18 protein-coding genes are annotated in these 25,605 nt (G+C 46.9%); all 18 read right to left on the reverse strand.

Features of this window, described 5'->3' with window-relative positions; all coding sequences use genetic code 11:
• Positions 1-342: 342 nt before the first annotated feature.
• The 18 genes from ACO5GU_RS00920 to ACO5GU_RS01005 all read right to left on the reverse strand — a co-directional run bounded on the left by ACO5GU_RS00920 (position 343) and on the right by ACO5GU_RS01005 (position 25,564).
• Positions 343-3,780 (reverse strand): 4-alpha-glucanotransferase, encoded by a 3,438-nt coding sequence (locus ACO5GU_RS00920; protein ID WP_484929651.1) that lies wholly within the window; start codon positions 3,778-3,780, stop codon positions 343-345.
• Between the two features lie 2 nt (positions 3,781-3,782).
• Positions 3,783-5,282, reverse strand: coding sequence for a glycogen synthase GlgA (gene glgA, locus ACO5GU_RS00925; RefSeq protein WP_035434797.1), 1,500 nt, complete (start codon positions 5,280-5,282; stop codon positions 3,783-3,785).
• A 2-nt stretch (positions 5,283-5,284) separates the two neighbouring features.
• A complete protein-coding gene (glgD, locus tag ACO5GU_RS00930; RefSeq protein ID WP_035427909.1) occupies positions 5,285-6,388 on the reverse strand; it encodes a glucose-1-phosphate adenylyltransferase subunit GlgD in 1,104 nt (367 codons plus the stop codon).
• Positions 6,388-7,536, reverse strand: a complete 1,149-nt coding sequence (locus tag ACO5GU_RS00935; RefSeq protein ID WP_035427911.1) for a glucose-1-phosphate adenylyltransferase — start codon at positions 7,534-7,536, stop codon at positions 6,388-6,390. The genes glgD and ACO5GU_RS00935 overlap by 1 nt, the downstream gene beginning before the upstream one ends.
• 75 nt (positions 7,537-7,611) lie before the next feature.
• On the reverse strand, positions 7,612-10,041 hold the full coding sequence (locus tag ACO5GU_RS00940; protein ID WP_484894961.1) for a glycogen/starch/alpha-glucan phosphorylase: 2,430 nt from the start codon (positions 10,039-10,041) through the stop codon (positions 7,612-7,614).
• On the reverse strand, positions 10,028-12,043 hold the full coding sequence (gene glgB / locus ACO5GU_RS00945; protein WP_484929654.1) for a 1,4-alpha-glucan branching protein GlgB: 2,016 nt from the start codon (positions 12,041-12,043) through the stop codon (positions 10,028-10,030). The genes ACO5GU_RS00940 and glgB overlap by 14 nt, the downstream gene beginning before the upstream one ends.
• Before the next feature lie 340 nt (positions 12,044-12,383).
• Positions 12,384-13,610, reverse strand: a complete 1,227-nt coding sequence (locus tag ACO5GU_RS00950; RefSeq protein WP_484871618.1) for an iron-containing alcohol dehydrogenase family protein — start codon at positions 13,608-13,610, stop codon at positions 12,384-12,386.
• A gap of 51 nt (positions 13,611-13,661) precedes the next feature.
• A complete protein-coding gene (locus ACO5GU_RS00955; protein ID WP_484929656.1) occupies positions 13,662-14,408 on the reverse strand; it encodes a zinc dependent phospholipase C family protein in 747 nt (248 codons plus the stop codon).
• A 13-nt stretch (positions 14,409-14,421) separates the two neighbouring features.
• Positions 14,422-16,881 carry a phenylalanine--tRNA ligase subunit beta gene (gene pheT, locus ACO5GU_RS00960; protein WP_484929658.1) on the reverse strand — a complete coding sequence of 820 codons (2,460 nt, stop codon included), beginning with the start codon at positions 16,879-16,881 and terminating at the stop codon, positions 14,422-14,424.
• A 30-nt stretch (positions 16,882-16,911) separates the two neighbouring features.
• A complete protein-coding gene (gene pheS / locus ACO5GU_RS00965) occupies positions 16,912-17,979 on the reverse strand; it encodes a phenylalanine--tRNA ligase subunit alpha (RefSeq protein WP_484929660.1) in 1,068 nt (355 codons plus the stop codon).
• Between the two features lie 285 nt (positions 17,980-18,264).
• Complete coding sequence (locus tag ACO5GU_RS00970; protein WP_484812512.1) at positions 18,265-19,077, reverse strand: metal ABC transporter permease; 813 nt, start codon at positions 19,075-19,077, stop codon at positions 18,265-18,267.
• The gene (locus ACO5GU_RS00975) at positions 19,078-19,935 is read right to left on the reverse strand and encodes a metal ABC transporter ATP-binding protein (protein WP_484879898.1); all 858 of its coding nucleotides are present in this window, start codon (positions 19,933-19,935) and stop codon (positions 19,078-19,080) included.
• A 34-nt stretch (positions 19,936-19,969) separates the two neighbouring features.
• Positions 19,970-20,965: a metal ABC transporter substrate-binding protein gene (locus ACO5GU_RS00980; protein ID WP_484929662.1), complete on the reverse strand. Its 996-nt coding sequence runs from the start codon at positions 20,963-20,965 to the stop codon at positions 19,970-19,972.
• Between the two features lie 327 nt (positions 20,966-21,292).
• Entirely contained in the window at positions 21,293-21,937 is a 645-nt protein-coding gene (locus ACO5GU_RS00985) for a DUF421 domain-containing protein (protein ID WP_035433160.1), read from the reverse strand.
• A 4-nt stretch (positions 21,938-21,941) separates the two neighbouring features.
• On the reverse strand, positions 21,942-22,385 hold the full coding sequence (locus ACO5GU_RS00990) for a DUF3290 domain-containing protein (protein WP_035427927.1): 444 nt from the start codon (positions 22,383-22,385) through the stop codon (positions 21,942-21,944).
• A 37-nt stretch (positions 22,386-22,422) separates the two neighbouring features.
• Positions 22,423-23,589: an N-acetylglucosamine-6-phosphate deacetylase gene (gene nagA, locus ACO5GU_RS00995; RefSeq protein WP_484929664.1), complete on the reverse strand. Its 1,167-nt coding sequence runs from the start codon at positions 23,587-23,589 to the stop codon at positions 22,423-22,425.
• A gap of 57 nt (positions 23,590-23,646) precedes the next feature.
• A complete protein-coding gene (locus ACO5GU_RS01000) occupies positions 23,647-24,813 on the reverse strand; it encodes an SIS domain-containing protein (protein ID WP_484929666.1) in 1,167 nt (388 codons plus the stop codon).
• 22 nt (positions 24,814-24,835) lie between these two features.
• Positions 24,836-25,564 (reverse strand): GntR family transcriptional regulator, encoded by a 729-nt coding sequence (locus tag ACO5GU_RS01005; RefSeq protein WP_035427929.1) that lies wholly within the window; start codon positions 25,562-25,564, stop codon positions 24,836-24,838.
• Positions 25,565-25,605 lie beyond the last annotated feature (41 nt).

Below are 25,605 nucleotides of genomic sequence, written 5' to 3' on the forward strand. Positions count from 1 at the left end.
AGATAGCGGACAGCTAGGCGGTCGCACTACCTGATATGCATCTCTATGCATAAACTTCATCTAATATGCTAGAAAATGAATAGATAAATATAAGAAATTTAACTATCGATAAATTTAGTATCTACGGAACACACCTAAGTCAGATATTCTGCTCAATTGCGGGCATATTACACATCTAATGATGATAATCTGCATGATTGAGGTATTTTCAGCGTCATGTATACGTCTTTTTAACAGATTATCTGACTTAGGTGTGTTTTGAACTGCCTCCTATTTCTCGTGTCCAAGAAATGGGAGGCAGTTCATCGAGAAGGACCTTTTGTTCTAACAAAAAAACGTGCGCTAAGCGTCGAGCTTACTCTGGTGCAGCTCAACAAACTTCTGTAGTTTCTGAACAATCTCTATCGTGAGCATGTCCTTTTTAACCTGCCAAGACCAATTGCCTTCAGCTTTACCAGGAATGTTCATACGAGCATCGTCAGAAAGACCTAAGACATCCTGTAGCGACAAAATAACCACTGCATTAGAAGTGCTAACTACTTGCTCCATAAGGTGGTCGAAAATCTGATGTGATTCATCAGTTGCCTGGCCACCTGTAAAACGAGCTTCTACAAAACCCATAAGCGTTTGCGTATCATGGGTACCGCTGTACACAATAGACTCCTGAGCTGGAGTAAAGGAATATCTACAGTCTCCATCAGCAAACTGGATAACACTCATACCAGGGAAACCTGTCTGAGAAAGCAATGCTCGGACTGCAGGAGTAACTGCTCCTAAATCTTCTGCAATAAAAGGTAGTGGTCCAAGCTGCTTATAAGCAACATCAAACAGCTCCAGGCCGGGACCAAACTTGAATGAGCCCTCGGCAGAAGTCTTTCCTTGCTCAATAGCATAGTAAGACGTAAAGCCAATAAAATGGTCCAACCTGGTATAGTCATACAGATAGAAAGACCTGCGGAAACGTTCAATCCACCAACGGTATCCCTCGTCTTTATGAGCCTGCCAATTATACGTTGGATTACCCCACAACTGGCCATCTTGAGAAAACGCGTCAGCAGGAGCGCCGGCCTGAAGCTCTGTATGTCCAGTAGCATCAAGGGCAAAAAGCTCTGGATGTGCCCAAACATCAGCGGAATCCTCTGAAACAAACATAGGCATGTCGCCAATAATCTGAATCCTTTGAGCGCGAGCCTCCGCTAACGTCTGACTCCAAATAACATCAAAAGCAAATTGACTCTTTTGATGAAGTTCGATTGCCTGAGCAAGCTCGGGACGCTCAAGTAGCTCTGGTGACCAGCTGCGATACTGCTTTGGCCACTCCTGCCATACTCCCTCACCAAGAAGGTCTTTGATCGCACGGAACGCCGCATACGAATCAAGCCAATACGAGTTTCTCGCCAGAAATGCCTGGTACTCAACAGCCCGCTTACTCTGAGGCCCATCGCATTCAGAAATGACTTTCTCCATTGCCGCTGGATCAAGTAGATTGATATTTCCTGCAAAAGCAGAAATTCCCGCGTAAGGAGAGCCGTATTCGTCGGTTGGGCTGACAGGCAAAATCTGCCAATACTTCTGGCCAGATTTAGCGAGAAAATCAATGAACTCGGAAGTCTCGCGACCAATAACACCAAGCTTCTGGCCTGGCGTAATTGCGGAGTCCTCATTAGAAGGCAGAGAAGTAATGTGAGCAAGCACTCCCATACCAGGCTCAAGAGGCTTTTGTAGTCTATGAGCTGTCTGCACGTTTAAGACAGTACACCCAAGCTGCCACAAAAAGACCTCTGCCTTGCCATCTTTGACAGGTACTGCTTGTCCACTAATAACGTCAATAACCTGCATGTTTTGAGGAACAGAAACATATACGGTCTTAGCATCTGAGCGGCTCTTATTCACCAACACACAAATGCCAGAAGCGTCTTTGCTCTGCTGCACTTGCTGGCCATCTTTTTGAACAAGCCTACGCCAGAAAGCTAAAACATCATCTGAACCACACTCTGGAACAAACGGTTCAAACGAGCCGTCTACCAGCAGAGGAAGCGTTTTTCTGAGCGCAATAGCATTGCGATACATATGCAAGTAATCCAGGTCTGCGCGAGGACTGCTTCCTGGCCATGGCATAGTTGCGCGATTTGTTGGGTCAACAAATCCCTCAACGCCCATCTCATCGCCGTAGTAGATTGATGGAACACCAGGAAGTGTCATCTGCAGCACAGCCGTCTGCCACATACGAGCCTTAGAAAGACCTCGCTGATCAGCAGAAAGTCTGTATGTTACCTGCTCTTGAGCAGAAAGAGCATCAGGAGCAGGAGCTCCAGCAACTACGTTAATCAAACGCTCTTTATCATGTGTTCCAAATACGTTGAGGCAAGAATAAAACGCCTCGTGAGGATAGTTTTCCCAAAGCTCTTCAAGAGCTGAAACAGTTGCCTCAGCACCAGACTCATTCATCAAAAATGAAAGAATAGACTTGCGCAGAGGATAATTCATAGGTCCATCGAGCTCAGAACCTTCCAGATAATGCCTGAGTTTTCCGTACGCACGCTTATTGCTTGCGTCCTCCCAGACCTCTCCGATAATGACTGCATCACTGCGCTCTGCAAGTGCAGCCGCACGAATCTTCTGTATAAACGAATCGGAGATTTCATCTGCAACGTCTAAGCGCCAACCGCGAGCACCACGGCGCAACCACGTTCTAATAACGCCATCCTTGCCACAAATAAACTCCTGATAATCGGGGTTATCGGAGACAATAGTTGGAAGTGCGTCTACACCCCACCAGCTCTCATATGTCCCATCCTCATGGAACGTAAACCACTCGTCATAGTCCGAGCCAACCTGCTGAACTGCTCCTGGTTCAGAGTAGTTAAAAAACTTATTAAAGTATTTTGAATCAGCGCCGCAATGATTAAAAACGCCATCCAAAATAATGGAAATACCATGCTCGGCAGCTTTAACACAGAGGAGTTCAAAATCCTCTACAGTGCCTAACACGGGATCGACTTCCAAATAATCCGCAATATCGTAGCGATGATTACTGGCAGCAGCATTGATTGGATTCAAATAAAGCGCAGTTATTCCAAGGTTTTCCAAGTAGGAAAGCTTCTCTTCAATACCAGCCAAAGAACCGCCGTAGAAATCCCACTCAGTCACGCGGCCGTTGGCGTCGTGCTGATACTCAGGGGTCTTCTCCCAGTCTTCAACCAGCTGGCGAGAAACCCCATTTCTTGGAACAGCAAGCGCCTGCTTGGTACGTTCGTGCCAGTTTGCATCTCGTGCAAACCTGTCAGGGAAAATCTGGTAGACAACTCCACCCTTGTACCAGCTAGGGTCTTCTACACCTGCAAAGCTGCCACGAGACTTATAGCAAGTAATCTGAAATGATGGTGGCTCGCCATAGGCAAAGCTACCAACACCGGTGCATCTATTTTCTTGAACACCATATGACCAAACTGCTCCGTCAGAAGCCTGAAGCTCAAAACGATACCAAATAAGGCCCGTAGCAGCTGGTTTAACAATTGCCTCAAAGCACTGCGCATAGTCAGGTACGCCAGTCGGAAGCGCGCCAGCAAAATCACTCTTTTGCATCACCACGCGTTTCTCGCCAGACAGAACTTGGGCCTCTGAAGACGATTCAGGGCCATACTCTTGCCAGAGACGAAGCGTTACTGATTGAACATCATCGTCCCAAGCAAATATTCTGATTGTTGCTGAAGTACCTAGTTCTACCGCGCCTTTTGGATCTCTACAAACAATGTTTGAGGTGTTGTGAAAAGCCTGCATTCTTACCAATCTCGACGACGTACATACCTAATAATCTCAGGGTGTAGTAAATGATACACGTCAAGATATTCATTTGCAGCATTATGCCAACTAAAGTCCTCTGCCATCGCCTGTTTTACAAGATTTGCCCACGCTTGTTTATCGTTTCTATAAACATCGGCGGCGTACAGAATAATATCTGCCATTTCATCTGCGTTTTGATTGGCAAAACTAAAGCCGGTTCCTTCTCCCGTAAACTGGTTGTACGGTTTTACAGAATCTGCCAGACCGCCCGTCTCGCGAACAACAGGAAGCGTGCCATAACGCATAGAAATCATCTGAGAAAGGCCGCAAGGCTCAAACTCTGATGGCATCAAGAACATATCCGCACCTGCGTACATACGGTGAGAAAGCGCAATATCAAATTCAATACGTGCAGCCATACGGTTGCCATAGTGCTCATCAAAGAAGCGCATAGCATCTTCTTGTTCAGCGTCACCAGTTCCTAGAACAGCAACCTCAATACCTGCACAAATAAGACGGTCCATCGCATAGCGAATCAGGCCCAAGCCTTTCTGGTTAGTCAGGCGCGTAACCATTACCGCAAGAGGTACATCTGGATTTACCTCAAGGCCCAGCTCCTCTTGCAGCTGACGCTTACACTCAGCCTTGCCTTCCATATGACGTGCCGAGAAGTTCTGTGGAATATAAGAATCACTTGCAGGTGACCACGCACCAATATCAATACCATTCAGGATGCCGCGCAGTACACTTTGACGGCGACGGAAGATATCATCCATTCCCTCTCCGAAGTGCTCTGTCTGAAGCTCTTGGGCATACGTTGGGCTAACAGTGAGCAGATAATCGGAGTAGCAAAGCGCACCCTTCATAAAGTTGATGGAGCTTGCGTCACACCTCAGTTGATCAGCTGCAGCAGGAATATCAGCAAGACCAAGTACGTCGCTGAGCATCTTGTCAGTAAACTGGCCCTGGAACTTGACGTTATGAATGGAGAAGACCGTCTTAACGTTTTGGACCTCAGGGACGCCCTGATACTGCTCACGCAGAAATACGGGTGCCAGTGCCGTTTGCCAGTCATTGCAGTGCAGAACGTCGCAGGAGAGCTCTGGGACGTGTGCAATCAGCTCACACAGAGCCTTGGAGAAGAACGCATAGCGCTCTCCATCATCAAAGTAGCCATAGAGGCCATCACGAGCAAAGTAAGACTCGTTATCTACAAAGTAAAAATCAACGCCTTCATGAACCAGATGCCACAGCCCACAATACTCAAAGCGCCACGAAAGAGGCACCTGAAGCTCGTAGACCTTCTTCATCTTTTGTTTCCACTCGGGCTTAATGGAGCTGTAGAGTGGCGAAATAACCGCCACTCTAGCTCCTACTTTTTTAAGTGCTTGTGGCAATGAACCCGAGACATCTCCAAGGCCGCCCGACTTGGAAAAAGGCGCCACCTCTGAACTTGCATAGACAACGCGAAGTTTGCGACGCTTGGAGACTTGGGACATTATTACGCCACCCTCTTATTGTTTTTACGCTGAAGAAGAATTTCTTCGCTGGTACCACGAAGCTCAGTACCTGCAGGAATAATATTAGAACGGTCTACAATAGCGTGCTCGACTACAGAACCTTCCTTAACAATGCAACCTTCCATCACAATAGAATCGCGTACTACTGCGCCACGCTCAATGATGACGTTACGACCAAGGATGGAACCGGTAACAGATCCACGGATACGACAACCTGCAGAAATGGTTGAGTTGCTAACTTTAGAGCCAATCTCAAATTTTGCAGGAGCGGTATCGTGAGCCTTTGTCTTAATGGAACGCTCTGGGGTAAAGAGCTCATTTGCTGGCATGGGGTTCAAAAGCTCCATGTTAGCCTGATAATAAGAGTTCTTTGAGAAGATAGATGCTACATGGCCCTCAAAGTGGAAGGTACGGACCTTAACACGGTTGTAGTCAGCATGAAGCGCCTCAAAGAGGTCAAGATAATCAGTAGCTCTATACCAATCAAGCATATCAATAAGCAGGTCACGCTTGATAATAAAGCAGTCAAGGGAAGCTTCATCTCCGCGCTGGACACCATTATGTGTCTTGACTACGCGGTCACCTTCAAGCTCAACACCAACAACATCTCTATCGTTATAACGAGTGGTGTAGGTCATCATGGTAATGTCCGCGTCAGACTCTAGATGCTGATCAAGCAGCTCGGTAAGATCAGCGTTGTAAACAAAGTTTGAAGTGGACAACAGAACATACTCTGCGTCAGTTCTCTCAAGATAAGGTCTGTTGGAAATCAGATCTCTGAGCAGGAAACGAGCGCCTGTGTGAGAGGTACCAAAAGCGGATCCTGGCAAGATAAACATGCCACCGCTCTTGCGGTCCAAGTTCCAGTCTTTACCAGAGCCAAGGTGATCAATGAGTGAGCGATAGTTAAATGGCATGATGACACCAACGGTACTAATGTCCGAATTAACCATATTTGAAAGAGGAAAATCCACCAGGCGATATCTTCCCAAGAAAGGCATGGATGCAATTGGGCGTACATCATTGGCGATTTCCATGTTAGTAGACGCATAATTGCAGGTAATAAGACCAATTACTCTATTCATTATTGCTCACCTCTTTCGACTACTACATCATTTCCAACAACAGCAATCTCCTTGTTCAAATCAGAGCTGCCAATATGGACGTTCTTCTCGACCACAGCGTTCTCGCCAAGAATTGCACGAATAACCACCGCACCAGGTTTAACTTCTGCGCCAGGAAGAAGTACGGAGTCAATAACGCGCGCTCCCTCACCAATAACGGCATCGGTAGACAAAATTGAATGGCGAGAATAACCAAAGATCTGGCATCCGTTGCTTACCAGACAGTCGTCTACCTCTCCAAAAGCGCCAATGTACGCTGGTGGACGGGTGGAAGCATTAGACAAGATAGGGAACTTGTCCGAGAAGATGTCAAACTTAGGCTCAGAGCCAAGCAGATCCATGCTGGTCTCATGATAGCTTGCAATAGTACCTACATCACGCCAGAAGCCCTCAAAGCGATAAGCAAAAAGACGTTTACCATCATCAAGCAACGTCGGAATAATATCGCCGCCAAAGTCATGAGAAGATTCAGGGTTCTTTGCGTCCTCACGCAAAGTCTCAAGAAGCAGGTCTGTGCTAAAGATATAGATTCCCATGGACGCCAGGTTGGACTCTGGCTCTTTGGGTTTCTCGGAAAACTTGGTGATCCTATCCTCATCATCAATGGACATGATGCCGAAGCGAGAGGTCTCTTCCCAAGGAACAGGCATGACGGCAATCGTAAGGTCTGCGTTGTTCTTCTTATGGCAGGCGAGCATCTCGCCGTAGTCCATACGGTAAAGCTGATCGCCAGAGAGAATTAGTACGTAATCAGGGTTATTCTGCTCAATGTAACCAATATTCTGGGTGACGGCATCTGCGGTTCCCGCATACCATGCACCACCAGACTGTGTTGCGAAGGGAGGCAGAATTGAAATTCCACCACCGCGCTCATCAAGGTCCCAAGCACTACCTGATCCCACGTAAGAGTGAAGCAAATACGGACGATACTGTGTCAAAACACCTACCGTAGAAATTCCTGAATTTGCGCAGTTGGATAATGCAAAGTCAATAATGCGGAACTTGCCACCAAACGAGACAGCAGGTTTAGCTACTTTTGAGGTCAGAGCACCTAAGCGGCTTCCCTGTCCTCCTGCAAGTAGCATTGCAAGACATTCCCTTTTGCTCATATCCAAATCTCCTCTCTCCCCAACAGAGGTCTTTATTCTCAACGTCTTACGACGATTGAACCTAAATGCAGATCCTTACACGTGCCAAATATCTTCCATGTACTCCCTGATAGTTCTATCAGCCGAGAAGAAACCAGAGTTTGCAGTATTGTGAAGTGCGCGAGCATTCCAGCTACGACGATCTGCATAGGACTGAGTAAGTTCTTCCCATGCCTTCACGTAGGCGTCAAAGTCAATAAGCACCAGGTCAGGATCATTGTTAATCAGCAGATAGTCGTGAATTGACTCAAAGTTGCCAGAGAGTCGGCTCAACGAGCCATCGGTCAGCATATTTACAATGCGAGCCAGTGTTGGGTTCTGGTTAAGCAGGTTTTGTGCAAAGTAGGTGCCGGAAGCATATACCTCTTGGACCTCGTCTGCACGAAGACCAAAAATCTTGATGTTCTCTGGTCCTGCAAGCTCAGAGATCTCAATATTCGAACCGTCATATGTTCCAAGGGTCAGAGCCGCATTCATCATAAGCTTCATGTTTGAGGTACCAGAAGCCTCTGCACCAGCAACCGAAATCTGCTCTGAAATATCAGATGCAGCATAGATAAGCTGTGCATTTGAAACAGCAAAGTTTGGAATAAAGACAATCTTCAGACGACCCTCAATGCGCTCGTCGTTGTTAACCACGTCTGCAACGGAGTGAATAAGTCGAATGACTTCCTTTGCAAAGGTATAGCTCTGAGCAGCTTTGCCCGAGAAAATAAAGGTTGTTGGAGCTGGCTTATAGCTTGGATCATCAAGCATACGGTTGTAGAGATACAAAATCTTAAAGACATTAAGCAGCTGACGCTTATATGCATGGAAGCGTTTTACCTGCGTATCAAAGATGGTATTGGTATCCATCTCAACACCAGTTGTCTTCTTGACGTATGCAGCAAGACGCTCTTTTTCTTCTTTCTTTGCAGCGTCCATCTTGTCCAAGAACTCAGCATTGTTCTCAAAAGCAGAAAGCTTCTGAAGCTCATTGGCATCATCAAGCCAGCCGGTACCAATAGCCTCAGTAATAAGCTTTGCGTAAGCGGTATTTGCCTGTGCCAAGAAGCGACGGTGGCAGATGCCGTTAGTCTTGTTATTAAAGATTTCTGGACGAAGCTTGTAGAAGTCCTTCAAAACACTCTGCTTCAAAATGTTAGTGTGCAGATCAGATACACCGTTAACCGAGTGGCTAAACAAAATAGAGAGGTTAGCCATACGAACGGTGTTATCCCACAACACAGCTGTTGAGGCGAGAAGTTCGGTGTTGCCGTTAGAGTCAACAAGCAGCTGCTCCTTATAGCAACGATCAACCTCGTCGATAAACATATACAAGCGAGGAAGCAGCTCACGGAAGGTGTTAATAGGCCACTTCTCAAGAGCCTCAGGCATAACGGTGTGGTTGGTATAAGAAATTGCGTTTCTCGCGATATCAAATGCCTCGTTAAAGTCAACGCCATGGTCATCGACAAGAAGGCGCATAAGCTCTGGTCCGCACATTGCTGGGTGCGTATCGTTAGTGTGGATACAGACGTGATCTGCAAAGTGTTCCCAATCCTCACCGTACTTATCCTTATAAGCACGAAGAATGGTCTGAAGACCAGCGGAAACAAACAAATACTCCTGCTTTAAGCGAAGAATGCGTCCGTGCTCACCAGAGTCATTTGGATACAGAATGGTTGAAATTGCCTCAACATCAGAGCGGAACTTATTAGCACGGGCATAATCGCCGGCGTTAAAAGCATCAAGATCAAAGTCTTCCTCTGCTGGCTCTGCAGACCAAAGACGCAGCTTATTTACGGTTTTTGCGCCATAGCCAACAATAGGCACATCGTATGGAACAGCCCTTACTACCTGGCCACCCTCTTGCGAGAACCAGAAATTGCCATTCTCGTCCTCATGCCTTACAACTGTGCCACCAAAGCGCACCAGTACGCTAGAATCGTCTTTTCTGACTTCCCATGGATATCCATTTGCCAGCCAGTTATCGGTACGCTCTACCTGGCGTCCATCCTTAATCTCCTGGCGGAAGAGACCATAACGGTATCTCATACCGTTACCAAAGCCAGCCATGCCCTCGTGCGCCATGGAATCAAGGAAACAAGCGGCAAGTCTACCCAGACCACCATTGCCAAGGCCAGGGTCTACCTCCTGAGCAGCAAGCTCCTGAAGCGAAGTACCCATTTCTTTAAGGCCCTCTGCAACAACGTCGGTGATACCAAGATTGAGTAGATAATTCTCAAGTAGTGGTCCTAGAAGGAACTCAAGAGAGAAGTAATAGACCTGCTTGTCAGCATGAATATAGGAGGTTGACTGAATTTCTCGCGCCTTTTCTGCAATGAGGTGGGCAAGAACGTTATAGCGCTCCTGATCAGTGCATTCTCCATAGTATTTGCCAAGAATCTTGATGAACTTATCGCGATACTGCTCTTCAAAGTCTTGTTTATCGTTAAAAATGTTTTGTCCGTTATTTACGGCCATGCTTCCCCCTCTTTGGAAGTTCTTTCTCAAACGCTAAAACAATGCCACCAAGCGGAGGAACAGACAGTTCTACCGAATAATCTCTTCCATTCCATGCCACTGGCTTAGTGGAAAGTTTCTTAGTATTCACAATACCCGAACCGCCAAATTCTTTTGCGTCGGAATTAAATACTTCTTTCCACACACCTGCAGAAGGCATGCCTAAACGGAATTTCTGATGGGTTGCAACGTCAAAATTGATGAGAATAACCAGGTCCTCGGAAGGCTTTCTTCCGTGACGAACAAACGAGATGATTGATTGCTCATTATTGTCTGCGTCAATCCAATCAAATCCACGGTTGTCGTAGGCATACTGCCAAAGTCCTGGATGGTTCTTATAGAAATGATTAAGAGCCTTAATAAATGCCTGCTGATGAGCGTGAGTTGGATACTCCTCAGTCAAGTAATACTCAATACCCTCGTAGTAGCGCCACTCAATAAACTGCGCAATCTCGTTGCTCATAAAGTTGAGTTTAGCGCCCGGATGAGTCATCTGATGAAGCGCCAGAGCCCTCATGCCAGCAAACTGTCTCCACCAATCCCCTGGCATACGCTGAATAAGGCTACACTTACCATGAACAACCTCATCATGGCTCAGTGGCAGCACAAAGTTCTCGTTGAACTGGTACATGCTAGAGAAGGTCAGAAGACGGTGGTTGCCTGGTCTATAAGGGAAATCAGTCTGACAATAGTGCAGAGTATCATTCATCCAGCCCATATCCCATTTAAGGTTAAAGCCAAGTCCTCCAACCTCTGGAGGATAGGTAACCAGCGGCCATGCTGTGGACTCTTCTGCAATCATAAGAACGTCAGGATGCTCTTTCTGAGCAGTCTCATTACAAAGACGCAGAAAAGCACTTGCATCCAAATCTTCTTCAGTTCCCTTATGGTTAAAACGCTTCTGAGAAGGATCGTCGATACCAAAATTCATATACAACATGCTACTGACGCCATCGACACGAATGCCGTCAGCGTGATACTCATTCAGCCACATGAGTAGGTTGGAAACAAGGAAGCTTCTAACCTCACCACGAGTAAGATTAAACTTAAGAGTTCCCCAGTTAGGATGCTCTTTTTCTTCAAAGAGCCTAGTGCCATCAAACTCTGCAAGACCATGAGCGTCTTTGCAGAAGCCTCCTGGGACCCAGTCTAAAATGACACCGATGCCAGCCTGATGGCAGCAATCAATAAAGTGTTTGAACTGGGCAGGATTGCCATACCTTGAGGTGGGAGCAAAATAACCCGTTACCTGATAACCCCAAGATCCATCAAAAGGGTGCTCCATAACGGGGAGAAGTTCGATGTGGGTGTAGCCCATCTCTTTAACGTAAGCTACCAGCTCTTCTGACAATTCATCATAGGTGTAGAAAGCATCTACGTTGGTATCAAAGTAATCTTTAGGTTCTTCAGCCTGCTCTGCAGCTTCTGCATCAGCAGAATCTTCCTCTTGGGCAGTCAGGTCAGTATGCTGCTTCCAGCTTCCAAGATGAACTTCAAAGATGTTAAGAGGACTATGCAGGAACTTAAGCGATGCACGCCTTTTCATCCATGCATCGTCTTCCCAAACATACACGTCTGGGTCAAACGTAATAGATGCCGTATGTGGCCTGACCTCCGCGTAGGTACCATAGGGGTCAGCCTTAAAAATCTTCTGTCCAGAAGCGGATACAATCAGGAATTTATACAATACTTCCGAGGTGATTCCTGGAATAAAGCCTTCCCAGATTCCGCCGTATTTTGAACGAGAAAGAACGTTGACGGTATCATCCCAATTATTAAAATCTCCAACAACAGAGACAGAGGCCGCATTGGGTGCCCAAACAGCAAAATGATAGCCTTCAACTCCATCTTCTTGAACCGCAGGGTGTGCACCTAATTTCTTGTGGCTCTGGAACCATTTTCCTTGTGCAAACAAGTATGCATCCTGGTCACTTACAGCTAACGATGCATTTAACTCTGCCATGCTCACCTCCGCGCTTACCAATGAAATCTACACATTTTATAGATTTGTTATCCATAAAGACTCGTAGTTGATAGTTACTAAGATAAACCATTGCAAGGTAAAACACGGTAACAAACACTCAATATGTCTTTCACCGATAAAAAACGACCGTACACGTTATTTTTTGTTTGTGCTAAATTTTGTTAATTATAGTGAATAAAAATTGCAACTAAAAGAAATGGCAGCTTATCCAAATAAACTGCCATTTGATACATAAACTTTTTATATAACCGTGAAGCGACTTAAGAAAGCTGGCTCCTACAAGTCCTCTTCCTACAGTGATTCTTCAGGTTACTTGCAACTACATCTTGCGTGGTACAGCCGTCTCAGCTGAAGGAGCGTGTGCAGCAATTACATCAAGAGCTGCTGTCTCTTGGTCCTTCTCGCCAGAAGCAACTGCCCTACCGTATGCATCGGTATCAAGAATTGCCTGGCGGAAACGATCAGTTGTAAAGCCATAAGGAGCGCGACCCCACTCGTTGGTCTTCTGAGCTCGCTCAACAATGATGTCCAGGTCAGCGTCAACTGATTCTGGAGTAATGTCCAGATCGGCCAAGGTGGTTGGGAGACCAAGCTTTCTATTAAGCGCCACCTGCTCCTCAAGTGCCTTAAGGTTGCCGTCAAAGGCATACAAAACGCAGGTACCAAAGGAAACAACCTCACCATGAAGGTGTTTCTCGCCGCGCTCGCCCAGAGCAGTAAAGGCATTGTAGAAGGCATGAGCGGTAGAGGAATTAAAGTAATACGCGCCGCGCTCTGCACCAATATTGGTTGTCATGTTAGACACCACGCCAGCGGTAATAATGATGTTCAGAACAACGTTCTCAAACGCCTCAGAGACAACACCAGCGCGCTTATCTGCCAGCGCCTGCTCTGCGTTATCAAACAGAGGCTCAATGCAGGCACCTGCGGCAAGGGCTCGTCCCATAAGAGGGCTGTGGAGCAGCTCAACTTCTCTGGAAGAAAGTTCAACCTCAGGACCCTTAGAGAAGGCATCGCCAATTCCTGCCCAGAAGTACTCATCAGGGCTCTCTGCAATAATCTGCGTATCAATAAAGGTATGAACAGGCAGCTCAGCAGGAATGAAGTACGTATCTGCAGAGCCATCTTCTTTATAGAAAACAGCAATTCTTGTTACAGGAGCGCAGTTAGAAGCAAGTGTTGGGAAGGTAAAGTATGGCTTGTCCAGGATGGTTGCAATCTCTTTACCCTCATCAATTGCGCGACCGCCACCAACAAGGAAGAGCATATCAGCAGCAATAACCTCAGGCATTGCTGCAATCCTCTTGGCATTTGCGTGCGTAGAGTTAGTGCCGTAAGAAATCCAGGAGGAGATAGAAACCTCAGAACCGGCAAGTGCGGCCTCAAGCTTTGGACGTGCCTTCTCCATTGCAGTTGGTCCACCAATAACTACAGCATTTTTGCCAAAGCGCTTAACAATGTGCAGCACCGACTTATAAGCATCAACACCAATGGTGTATGAAGGCAGATACTCCGTAAATGTTCCGCGAGATTCCATCTTTTCCATAGCGTCCTCCAAAACCTATCTCAGAAAAGCGAGAATATAACTTTAACTGAACTAGTTATGTTTTTGCAGCATAAATTCTTGAACGAGCGTTTCCTCTGCCTCTTTATAGGCTGACGAGAAAAACTCTGTATCAAGCATTTGATACTGCGGGCAGCTCACACTATTCTGGCGATTCTCCTCTGCAATGCGCTGTATAACCTGAAGTGTTTGCTCAACATCTGAATGCGTAAACCCATACTGTGGATGAGCCGCGGCAACTGCAAAGAGCTCATCAGATGCTTCTGGCAGGCGATTCATATCAAGCGAGCGCCCGTAAACATCAAAATCTGCTTGCTTACGAATACGTGCATCTTCTCCTGTCGGAATATGATGAGCACGCAAAAATGCCCGTGTATGAGCGTTATACACATGGTCGCAAACAAGGTGGCACCAAATGCCCACGATAAGTTCTCTGAGCTGGCGCTGATCTACTAAGCTGCGCTGCTCAGCTGAGCAATAACTCACATTTGGCTGGATAAAGTCAGTCTGTAGCAGATATTCAGCTGGATTAAGACCACCCATAAAATTACGCTGATAGCGCTTGTAGCTTGGAATAGGCAAACTTCCTGGGTATGACTGATGGCTTCGACCGTATCTCACCTTGTGAGAATAGTCTGGAACCATAAAGCCAATGTGCACATCAGGAGCAACGTTTCCAAGCAGAAATGCATCAGGGTAGTGAATATCTACACCCAAGCAACCGGCTCCTTTCTCAAGGAGCCGGTCAGCATGAGCAATATGTACGTTCCAACTTGGCACTACAATTACCTGCTTATCCGCGAATTTCTCCGCCGGTAGAACGAAGAACCTTCTCCACAAGCTTTGTGTGGGTCTTCTCGACCTCTTCTGAAGTAAGCGTTCTGTCGTCTGCACGATACGTGAGCGAGAAGGCCATGGACTTCTTGCCTTCACCAACACGCAGGGCATCGCGGTACACGTCAAAGAGTCTGATGTCGCAGAGGAGCTTGCCACCAGCAGACTTCAAACGCTGAATCAGCTGCTCAGCAGTGACGCTCTCGTCAACAACAATTGCCAGGTCAATGGAGATACCAGGGTAGGTTGGAGGCTCAACAATAGGAAGGTCTTTCTGAGAAAGACGCAAAAGCGAAGCCACAGAAATCTCAAAGGCAATGACTGGAACCTCAATGTCAAAGTTCTGGAGCGACAAAGGATGAATGTTTCCAACCCAACCGATTGTCTCGCTACCTGCAAGAATCTCAGCAGCGCGACCAGGCTGCAGCCAACCGTATTGCTCTGGCTCAGCTACACGGAAACGAACCTTAGGGATGCGAAGTGCCTCAAGCAGACCCTCAACAATACCCTTGGCGTCAAAGAAATCGTAAGCTGGATACTTGGCGTTCCATGCATCATCTGCTGGACGTCCAACTAACACGCCACAGACATAGCTTGGCTCATCTGGCTGGCTCTTATCCTTATGTCCAAAGAGCACACGACCCAGCTCATACATGGCAATATTAGAGACACCATGAGCAAGGTTGTATGCAATAGAGCGCAGAAGACCTGGAACAATGGAGCGACGCATCTCAGACTGGTCAGCAACAAGTGGGCTAATAACCTTTACCGGGACGCCTCTTCCCTCTTCGCTCATACCAAGCTTAGAGAGGTCATCTGGACTTGCAAACAAATATGACTTTGTCTCGTTGAGGCCAAGGGAGCGCAGCGTACGGCCAATCTTTCTAATCTGACGCTGATCTGAAGTCAAACCGCCTGCATGGTTTCTAGCAGCAGGAAGCGTAGCCTCAATATCACCTTCACCCCACAGGCGAACAATCTCCTCAATAAGGTCAACCTCGCGCGTAAGGTCTGGGCGGTTTGTAGGAGCAACAACACTCAGCTCTCCGTTGTCTGCTGAAGTAACCTTGCAACCAAGACGCGTAAGGCGAGAAACCATAAACTCTTCTGGAATTTGAGCACCTGCAAGGGCGCAGACGCGCCCTGGACGAAGCGTAATAGTTACTGCCTCTTTTACCTTTGGATATACATCAACAATACCAGGGCAAACCTCAGCACCACAGCACTCCTCAAAGAGAGCTGCTGCAATATCTGCAACAGATGCGCAGCCGTTTGGATCCACAAGACGCTCGTAGCGAATAGAAGCCTCACTCATAAGGTCAAGGTTTCTGCTGGTACGGCTAATGTGTCCATTATCAAAGACCGCAGACTCCAAAAGAACATCAACGGTATTCTCGGTAATTTCAGAATCCAGGCCACCCATAACACCAGCAAGCGCAATAGGAGTTTTACCGTTATCAGTAATGACGGTCATATCAGACGTGAGCTCAAGGTCTTCTCCATCAAGCGTCACAATGTGCTCACCGTCTTCTGCGGCGCGAACCACAATGTGATACTTGCCATCTTCCTTGGTAAGTTTTCCAAGGTCAAAAGCGTGTAGAGGCTGGCCAGTCAGGTACATAACGTAGTTGGTAACATCAACAACGTTGTTGATTGAGCGGCCACCACAAGCTGTAACGCGACGAGCAAGCCACTCAGGGCTTGGACCAATCTTGACGTTACGAACCACGCGAGCGGTGTACCTTGAGCAGAGCTCGGGGTCAGCAATAGTAACATCAACCTGCTCAGATGCATCTGCACCAGACTCAGAGGCAACACTTGGAAGCTCAATGTGGGTGTCGATGTCATACATTGCAGAAACCTCAACAGCCATACCTGTCATAGAGAGGCAGTCAGGACGGTTAGGGGTAATCTCACAATCAAGAACAACGTCAGACATGCCCAGGTAATCCGTAAGTGGCATACCAATTGGAGCATCCTCAGGAAGAATCATAATGCCGCTCTGGTCATCGCCAAGACCCAGCTCGCGAGAAGAGCAGTTCATGCCGCAAGACTCAACGCCACGCAGCTTGGACTTTTTAATCTTAAAGTCTCCAGGAAGTACTGCACCAATCATTGCGGTAACAATGTGGTCTCCCTGATTAAAGTTCTGAGCTCCGCAAACAATCTGTAGAGGAACAGGATTTCCGTCCTTATCCACATTGTTGTTGCCCACGTCAACTAGGGTGACGTACATGTGATCAGAATCAGGATGAGGCTCTTTGCTTACAACCTGAGCAGTAACAACATAGTCAAGGTTAGCGCCAACACGCTCTACCGCTTCAACCTCAGTACCAGTGCGCACAAACTCGCGCTCAAGGTCTTTTGGGTCCTGAGGAAGATCAACGAGCGTCTTCAGCCATTCATAAGATACACGCATGTGATTGCCTTTCTAGTAAGACGCCGATGATTAGAACTGACGCAGAACTCTCTGGTCACCAGAGATGAGCATGCGCAGGTCAGGAAGGTCATAACGAAGCGCTGCAACACGCTCAACACCAATGCCAAAGGCAAAGCCTGTGTACTTCTCGGAATCAATACCGCAGTAGTTGAAGACATTAGGATCAACCATGCCACAGCCAAGAATCTCAAGCCAGCCGGTATTCTTACAGAAGCGGCAGCCCTCACCGTGGCAAACACCACAAGAAACATCTACCTCGCAGCTTGGCTCGGTGAATGGGAAGAAGTGAGGACGATAGCGGGTAGCGCGGTCCTTACCAAAGATCTCACGAGTAAAGTGGTCAAGGGTGCCCTTGAGGTCACCAAAGGTGATTTCCTCGTCAACAACAAGACCTTCCATCTGCGTAAACTGTGGCAAGTGATTAGCATCTGCTGTGTCAGGACGGAATACCGTACCAGGGCAAATCATGTAGATGGGAGGCTCTTTTGTCTCCATGGTGTGTACCTGAACGCCAGAAGTCTGTGTACGAAGAAGCACGTCGGACTCGCCCAGTACGTGCGATTCTTTACCTTCTGGCGCATTGTCTACTACGTAGAACGTATCCTTACCAGAGCGGCTTGGATGATCCTCAGGAGCGTTCAGCGCTGTGAAGTTGTAGTAGGTAGTCTCAACATAAGGGCCTGTCTCAATGGTGTAGCCCATGCTGATAAAGATGTCTTCCATCTCCTCACGTACCTGCTCAATGAGGTGCTGAGTACCAGGGCTCAGACGACGACCTGGAAGGGTAATATCAGTTGCCTCAGCATTAAGCTGGGCTTCAAGGGCTTCTCGCTTTAAGGCAAGCTGACGCTCGCGAATAGCGGTCTCAACGTTAGCACGAACGGTATTTGCAAGCTGACCCATTTGAGGGCGCTGATCTGCGGGAACCTGACCCATCATACGCATAATTGCGGTAAGAGAGCCCTTCTTTCCCATTGATGCAACGCGCACCTTCTCAAGTGCTTCAAGGTTTGTTGCCTTAGCAATTCCTTCAAGTACTTGCTCGCGAATTGCCGAGAGTTCCTCAGACATTCCCATGTAATTACCCTTTCAATAGAAAACCGTCCCTGAGCATATGCCCAAGGACGGAAAATTTCCGCGGTACCACCTCGGTTGATTGCACAGTTTTCTCTCTGTGCAATCCACTTGAAAGCCTAGTTTCGTTAGGCGGACGACTTCCCTACTGAGCAGAAACTGCCGTTCAAGTTGTAGCTCGGGAGTGAACTCTACCAGCGCTGTGCAGGTGTTTCTCAACCACGAACACCCTCTCTGTTCACAACGTGCTCCGGCAGACCTCTCCGTCAACGCACTTTGTTCAGAGTATCACACTGCACGGGTTTTGAGCAGCAGTACAACTCTTTTTGCAAGAAAGATAAACAAAAGCGTAACAACCGCGAGGAGAACGATGGTTCCTCCAGGTTTAAGGCCAAGCTCATAGGAGACAACAAGTCCACCAAGTGAGGTCAGCATACCCACCGTGCTTGCATACAAACAACATTGCTTCCAGCTGCGGGAAATCTGCAAAGCACAGGCAACAGGAACTACCATCATGGATGAAACAATAAGTGAGCCAACCGTTCTTGCTGCTACGGCAACCACCAAAGCTACTGCGATAACAAAGCCAAAATTAATAAGACTTACGGGTACACCAACACAACGGGCATGACGCTCATCAAAAGACATCAAGAAAAGTTCTTTTCTAAGGAAGAAGCAGAATGCGACTGCAAGTACGCTAATGACCACAATCATCTGAACTTCTTGCTCGCTTACCGTCAGAATAGAGCCAAACATAAAGCTGTTGAAGCTTGATGAGTTTGGAACAAAACCAGACAACACACCTGCTAGACCAATACCAGCTGCCATCACAATGGCAACGGCAAGCTCTGACTGATCTTTAAAGTGACGGCGCACTCCCTCAACACAAAGCGCACCACCCAAACAAGCGGCAATTGCTCCGGCAACAGGATTAATACCTGCAATCATGCCGCCTGCAACACCTGCAAGAGAGGTATGTGAGAGAGCATCGCCAATCATAGAAAGGCGCTTCAATACAACCGTAACGCCTACAAGCGGGATAATTGCTCCCAGAAGAATTCCCACAAGAATTCCTCGCTGCATAAATACGTATTCAAACATTTATGCCCTCCTCTCATGCGAGTCTTGGGCATCTTGAACAACATCTGACGCAGGACCAAGGGACTCCGTTAAAACAAAATCATCTAATTTTCCGCGATTATGGTCGTGGACATGATGAGAGTCAAGGTCACAGTGAGCGCCATGAACTGCACAGTGATTATGACCGTGACCCCTACCTACAATTTCTGTAGCTTTGTGGTCAGCAACTTCAACAACTCGACAAGCCAGCGCATCAAGAGCTGCAAGATCATGCGTAACAATGAGTACCGCAAGATCTCGAGCTGCATGTGCTTCTCGCACTAAGTTATAGAAATGATTGCGACTCTCTTTATCAAGACCAGTAGTAGGCTCGTCCAAGATAAGCAATGAAGGGTTTCCTACCAGCGCGCAGGCAAGGCGAACTCTCTGGAGCTGTCCTCCAGAGAGTTCCCTAATAATACGCGTGGAAAAATCAGTCATACCTACAAGGTCAAGTGCCTCAAGCGTACGCTCGCGACGCTCTTTTGCGCTCATCTTTACCTTTTTGGCACGAGCATACTGACTTGCATCTACTAGCTCGACGACGCTTGCAGGAAAGCGATTAACCGATTCTGAAGGGAGCTGTGGGACATAGCCTACACGCTCCCAGTCTTTAAACCGAGTCGAGGGCGTTCCAAAAAGAAGTGACTTACCACTTGTAGGTTCAAGCTCACCCACCACAATTCGAGAGAGCGTAGATTTACCAGCTCCGTTATCACCAATAAGCGCGCAAATCTCACCTTGATGAACGTCTAAATTTACATCGCTTAAGACGCGCGTCTTCTTGTAAGAAAAACTCACGTCTTGAAGCGAAACGGCTATCTGACTTTCCTGCAACACGTCCTCCAAACATCCAGCCTAAGCTGGCAACACACTACGCGAGAGCGCCCTCAAGAGCCTTGAGGTTCTCGCGCATAACAGAGAGGTAATCCTCGCCTGCCTTAAGCTCGTCATCAGTAAGTCCCTCAAGTGGATTAAGCTCTTCAACACGAGCGCCTGTTGCCTCAGCAATTGCCTGAGCAACCTTAGGACTTACCAGTTCCTCCGTAAAAATAACCTTTACATTATGCTCTTTTACGAACTCAGTAATCTCTTTCATTTCCTGAGCATTTGGCTCTGCATCTGCCTCAACACCCTCAATAGGCATCTGAGTGAGACCATAAGCCTCGCACAAATAACCAAATGCCTGGTGAGAAACAACAATGGTCTTATTAGGTAGTGAATCCAGACCCTTGTGGAACTCACTATCAAGCGTATCAAAGTCTGCATTTGCCTTATCGAGATTGGCAGCATACTCTGTCTTGTGCTCAGAGTCCTTCTCGGAAAGGGCATCACAAATATTCTTCATCTGAATCTTTGCATTCAGAGGGCTCAGCCAAACGTGAGGGTCAGTTCCGCCATGGTCGTGATCGTGGTCATGGTCGTCTTTCTTCTCCTCATGATCGTGATCATCGTCCTCTTCAAGCTCAAGAAGTTTGACGTCTTTGCTGGTCTCAACTGCTGTAAGTTTTGTGCCAGAACCAAGTCCATCAAGTACGTCCTTGACCCAGTGCTCCATACCTGCACCGTTGTAAATCAAGAAGTCTGCTTCCTGGATAGTCTTCATATCTTTGCTGGATGGCTCCCAATCATGTGGCTCAGTACCTGCTGGAACGAGGCATGTTACCTCAGCATGATCGCCAGCGATGCGCTTTGCAAAATCGTACATAGGATAAAAACTTGCAACAATGCTGAGCTTCTTCTGGTCTTTATTATCAGAAGCTCCTTCTTGCTTTTGAGCCTCAGGCTTGCAGCCAGCAAGAATAGCACTCACGCCAAAAGCGGATGCTACAAGTGCGCTACGACGAGAAACGGTTGGATTCAAATTCATGTTACATCTCCCAAAACTATAAAAAACCAATACAGTGTAGTGCCAAATTCTTCAAACAAAAACGTGCGATTGTCCTCACTACCAAGTATAAAAACATGGCGAGAAACCCATGTTTCTCCTCACTTCTTTGCCTTTCTACTCACTTCTCATCATCTGAGCATGCATTCATACTTCCCCTTTAGCACGAAAGCGGGCTGTCTTCCGACAGTCCGCTTTCTAAAAGTTAGCCTTAGTATACATATTCCAATTAAAGTCAACGAAAAATTTTTTATCTTTTCCGTAAACGGAATTGAAATAAACAGGTTAACTGTTTTATCTCTTACTAACCTACTGATCTTTCTCCGCGTACGGAGTAATAATCAAATCTCCACTATTATACTCACCCAAATAAACCTCTGAAGCAGACTTATAACCTTGATGCTCAAGTTCTCTTTCAAGCCAATTCTCTTCCAGGTCCAGCGTCTCAAGAATGTTCGTCTGAACTTGTCCGTCAGTAATAAGCGGGAATCTAACGTTCTCTTCTCCTTTTTTAACAATAATCAACTGTCCATTTTGCTCAAGAATGGCACGCTTAACGTCTGAGATATAATTCACTCCTGCCTGGCGAAGCTTCAGCGACACATCGTAGGCAGTGAGACCCATAGACCTACAGTTGTCTACAAGCAGCTTGCCCTTATCAATAACAATAACAGGACGTCCATCAATCAACTGCTTGACCAGCATATTGTTTGTTCTCAACCATTTGAGAACCATAACAATAATGAGCCAAATTAGCAGGACAAGGGTGAACTGCAAAATGGTAATTGAACTGTTGTAGATCATGCCGCCAACAATACCGCCAAGTACAAAGTTTTGAACCTGGTCAATTGCTGCAGTTGGTGCTAGGTTTCCTTTTCCGCTGACGTTAATTGCCAGAACAAGCGAGAAAAGACCGATGCACAATTTAATGGCAACTTCTAAATAAAAGTTCATCGATCTACTCCTCTACATGCTTAATGTCATTACCAATGAGATTGATCTGTTCAATGACATAGTCATTCTCGGTATTTTTCAAAACGTGATAATACTTACCGTCAACCTCAAGATACGAGGGATTTCCTTGGCTATCAAAGGCAACGTACACGTGGTCAAAATCAACCTCAAGACGTCGAGCGAAGCTTTCTTGTGAGGAAACAATTGACTCATAGTGCTTACTTGTCTGATTGACCTCTAGCACACGATCAAGCTGTAGAAGTCCAAGAAAGATTAATGAGAACAGCGCAATAAGCGCCAGCTCACGATACTTAGAATTCTTTCTATCACGCATGTAATGCACAAGCGAGAAGATCATTAGAAGTGCAACAAGGCCAAATAGAACAAGCTGAGTCCAGTCAAATACTGTTGCATGGTGAATTAAATAGTTATGGGAATAGAACTCCATAGGCTTCCTTTAGTTTGCATTACTCAAGATTTGCTGCTTAAGCCTTGTAAACGCTCTTTCCTCCAAGGAACGTCTCTTCAAGCTGAAGATCTTTTGTAACAACAATAAAGTCAGCATCATATCCAGGACGGATGAAGCCACAAACATCATCAATTCCACAGGAGCGAGCTGGGTTTTCTGAAGCCATACGAACCGCTTCTTCAGCAGAAACAATACCCCAGTCAAAGACGTTCTTCACGCTTTCAAACAGACGAAGGATTGAACCAGCAAGGCTATGAGACTCATCCATCAGACGAGCAGTTCCGCCTTCAACAACAACAGGGAAATCGCCAAGTTTGTACTGTCCATTAGGCATACCACCTGCACGCATGCAGTCTGTAATAAGAACGGTATGGTCATATCCCTTTGCATTTACCAGAGCGCGAACAGCAATAGGATTAAGGTGATGGCCGTCGCAAATAGCCTCTGCATAGGTACCGTGGGTGGTCATTGCAGCACCAACCATACCTGGCTCACGGTGGTGAAGACCGCTCATGCCGTTATAGGTATGAACAAAAATGTCTGCACCAGCGTTTACGCAGGCAAGAGCCTCCTCATACGTTGCATCGGAGTGACCAAGTGCAACATGAACACCGCGGTCTGCCATCTCTGCACAGAACTCTGGAGCACCATCGCGCTCTGGAGCAATAGCAATCTTGGCAATCCAGCCGTCAGCACGCTCCTGCCACTCATCAAAGACCTCTACATCTGGATCAAGGAAGTACGCAGGATTCTGGGCACCCTTGTGTTTCTCGGTAAAGAAAGGTCCCTCTAGGAAGATGCCCTGGATGCGAGCAGCATCAATACCGTTTGCCGCAATTCCCTCTGCGGCATCAGCAACGGACTCACAAGCATCACCAGTTTGCTCAACGCTTGCGGTTAGTGTTGTTGGAAGCCAAGAAGTTACGCCGTTAGAGAGCAGACCCTGGGCAATCTCAATGACGCCATCAGGATCGCAGTCCATAATATCGTGGTCCAGGAAGCCATGGATATGGGTATCAACAAGGCCAGGAGCCACCCAAGAACCAGTGCGGTCAACAATCTCACACTCTGGCTTCTCTTTAGTAAAGTGGCCAAATACACCGTCTTCTACGAGCAAATATCCTGGACCAGAAGTTGCTCCTGGCAAAAAGAACTTATCTGCTTTAACTGCAAATGTACTCATACGTACCTCAATCATTCTCAAAAGGACGCGCCATAGGCACGTCCTTCTTAGTAATTCCTATAGTGAGTGAATTGTAACACCCTTAACCACTCGATTAACCTGACCAGTTGGAGAAGGTGTGTCCGGTTTGTTATTGACACGAACTGAGTTCAAGAGTGCCACCACTTGAGCAACCATTACAAAAGGCAGAGCCAAATAAGGTGCTGGTAGAGGCTCTGTAAATACTGGAAGACTAAACGTTCTTCCCGTAAAGTTTGTTGCCCCCTCTTGCTCAATACCAATAGTCAGAGCAGCAATCTGGTCTCCCTTAATCTCGTCAAGAATATCCAGATCATATTGACGCGTATAAGGATTATTGGAAACAAAATCAAACACCAGGGTGTGCTCGTCGACAAAAGACTTTGGTCCGTGGCGATATCCCATTGAGGAATCCCACGACGTTGCATTAATACCAGCTGCAAGCTCCAAAATCTTAAGCTGAGCCTCATGAGCAAGGCCCACAAAAGGACCAGAACCCAAATAGGTAATGCGGTTGAAATCGCTCTTGAGCCACTCAGCAATCTCTTCCTCGCGCTCAATTACCTGCCTACCTAGCTCAGCAGCATCAGAAATCCAAGCCTTCTTCTGTGAGTCATCAGCACTATCAAATACAAGCGTTGCAAGAAGTGTCATACAGCTATAAGAGCCGGTCATAGCAAAGCCCTGGTCATTTGCACCAGGAATAAGAAGCAGCAATGTATCGTCTTTACCTGCGGATTCAACAGCAAGTTTTCCTTCAGGAGCGCAGGTAATATTGATGAGCAAAAGATTTTTGACAATCTTGCGAGCAATATTTACAGCAGCAAGACTCTCTGGACTATTACCAGAGCGTGCAAAAGAAACCAAGACCGTTGGATCATCTGGATCAAGGCTGCCATAAGGATCAGAAACAATATCAGTAGTTGCAACAGACGCAAACTCAAAAGAGCCCTTCTCGCCATGAGAACGAAGATAGGGAGTAATGGTATCGCCTACATATGCCGAGGTACCTGCGCCCGTAAAGACCACGCGAGTACGACGACCCTCGCCAAGATTGTGAGCACGCTCGACAAACTCTTTAATTGCAGAAAGGTTCTCCTGATAAATGCCAAAGGTAGATTCCCAAAGCTCAGGCTGCTGCTTAATTTCGGCAGTTGTAATATGAGCGCCTAATGCCTTTAGCTCTTCTTGGCTCTTCTTAAACATTGATATCCCTTCTCACAGTTATTTAACTGCGTGTATGTACAATTTTGTATCTAAACTGATCCGCACGAGCCACGCTTAGTGTGAACTCAACAATGATATTTCTGTCGTTGTAGGTTGTGCGTGTGAGACTCAAAACAGGTGAACCTTCAGAAATTTGCAATAAAGTGGCGTCATCCGAGCGAGCAATTGAAGCCTTGAACTCCTCTTCTGCTACGCCAATCTTTATGTTGTAGTCTTCTTCAAAAATTTGGTAGAGAGATTTTTGCTCAACATCATGAGCAGTGAGCGAGAAAAACTGTGAAACTGGAAGATAGGTTACTTCCAGCATCATAGGTACGTCATCGGCACTTCTTAAACGCTTGATGCGGAAAAGTTTCTCGCCAAGAATAACGTGCATATGTTGGGCTAAGAACTTATTAGCCTCAATAGTGTCAAACTCCAGAATAGTTGTCTTAGGAACTCGACCTAACTGACGCTGCTGGTCAGTAAAGCTATAGCCTCCCATAAGGTCTGTTGCACGTTCAGAGACGTCTGCAACAAAGGTACCGCGGCCACGCTGGCGATAAATGAGCCCCATGTGTTCAAGCTCTTGCAGGGCAAGTCTTACCGTGGTGCGAGAAAGTCCGTAGGAATCGGAGAGTTCACGCTCAGAAGGAAGTGGATCATCTGGATCCATCTCGTTCTCAATACGATAGCGCAGCATATTTGCTAGCTGCTCGTAGAGTGGCTGTCTTCCCATAAACGTTGTCATCAAAACTCTCCTATAAAAGACGGGTGCCCACTAAGTGGACA

This window comes from Lancefieldella sp. (assembly GCF_057237245.1).

Bases quoted from the DNA above. Each gene is read 5' to 3' on its own strand.
- ACO5GU_RS01005 (WP_035427929.1), bottom strand. From the start codon at position 25,564: ATGACAACGTTTATGGGAAGACAGCCACTCTACGAGCAGCTAGCAAAT.
- nagA (WP_484929664.1), bottom strand. From the start codon at position 23,589: ATGAGTACATTTGCAGTTAAAGCAGATAAGTTCTTTTTGCCAGGAGCA.
- ACO5GU_RS00970 (WP_484812512.1), bottom strand. From the start codon at position 19,077: ATGTTTGAATACGTATTTATGCAGCGAGGAATTCTTGTGGGAATTCTT.
- ACO5GU_RS00920 (WP_484929651.1), bottom strand. From the start codon at position 3,780: ATGCAGGCTTTTCACAACACCTCAAACATTGTTTGTAGAGATCCAAAA.
- ACO5GU_RS00950 (WP_484871618.1), bottom strand. From the start codon at position 13,610: ATGGAAAAGATGGAATCTCGCGGAACATTTACGGAGTATCTGCCTTCA.
- glgB (WP_484929654.1), bottom strand. From the start codon at position 12,043: ATGGCAGAGTTAAATGCATCGTTAGCTGTAAGTGACCAGGATGCATAC.
- pheT (WP_484929658.1), bottom strand. From the start codon at position 16,881: ATGCGTGTATCTTATGAATGGCTGAAGACGCTCGTTGATCTTCCTCAG.
- ACO5GU_RS00980 (WP_484929662.1), bottom strand. From the start codon at position 20,965: ATGAATTTGAATCCAACCGTTTCTCGTCGTAGCGCACTTGTAGCATCC.
- ACO5GU_RS00940 (WP_484894961.1), bottom strand. From the start codon at position 10,041: ATGGCCGTAAATAACGGACAAAACATTTTTAACGATAAACAAGACTTT.
- ACO5GU_RS00985 (WP_035433160.1), bottom strand. From the start codon at position 21,937: ATGAACTTTTATTTAGAAGTTGCCATTAAATTGTGCATCGGTCTTTTC.
- ACO5GU_RS00990 (WP_035427927.1), bottom strand. From the start codon at position 22,385: ATGGAGTTCTATTCCCATAACTATTTAATTCACCATGCAACAGTATTT.
- glgA (WP_035434797.1), bottom strand. From the start codon at position 5,282: ATGTCCCAAGTCTCCAAGCGTCGCAAACTTCGCGTTGTCTATGCAAGT.
- ACO5GU_RS00935 (WP_035427911.1), bottom strand. From the start codon at position 7,536: ATGAGCAAAAGGGAATGTCTTGCAATGCTACTTGCAGGAGGACAGGGA.
- pheS (WP_484929660.1), bottom strand. From the start codon at position 17,979: ATGGGAATGTCTGAGGAACTCTCGGCAATTCGCGAGCAAGTACTTGAA.
- glgD (WP_035427909.1), bottom strand. From the start codon at position 6,388: ATGAATAGAGTAATTGGTCTTATTACCTGCAATTATGCGTCTACTAAC.
- ACO5GU_RS01000 (WP_484929666.1), bottom strand. From the start codon at position 24,813: ATGTTTAAGAAGAGCCAAGAAGAGCTAAAGGCATTAGGCGCTCATATT.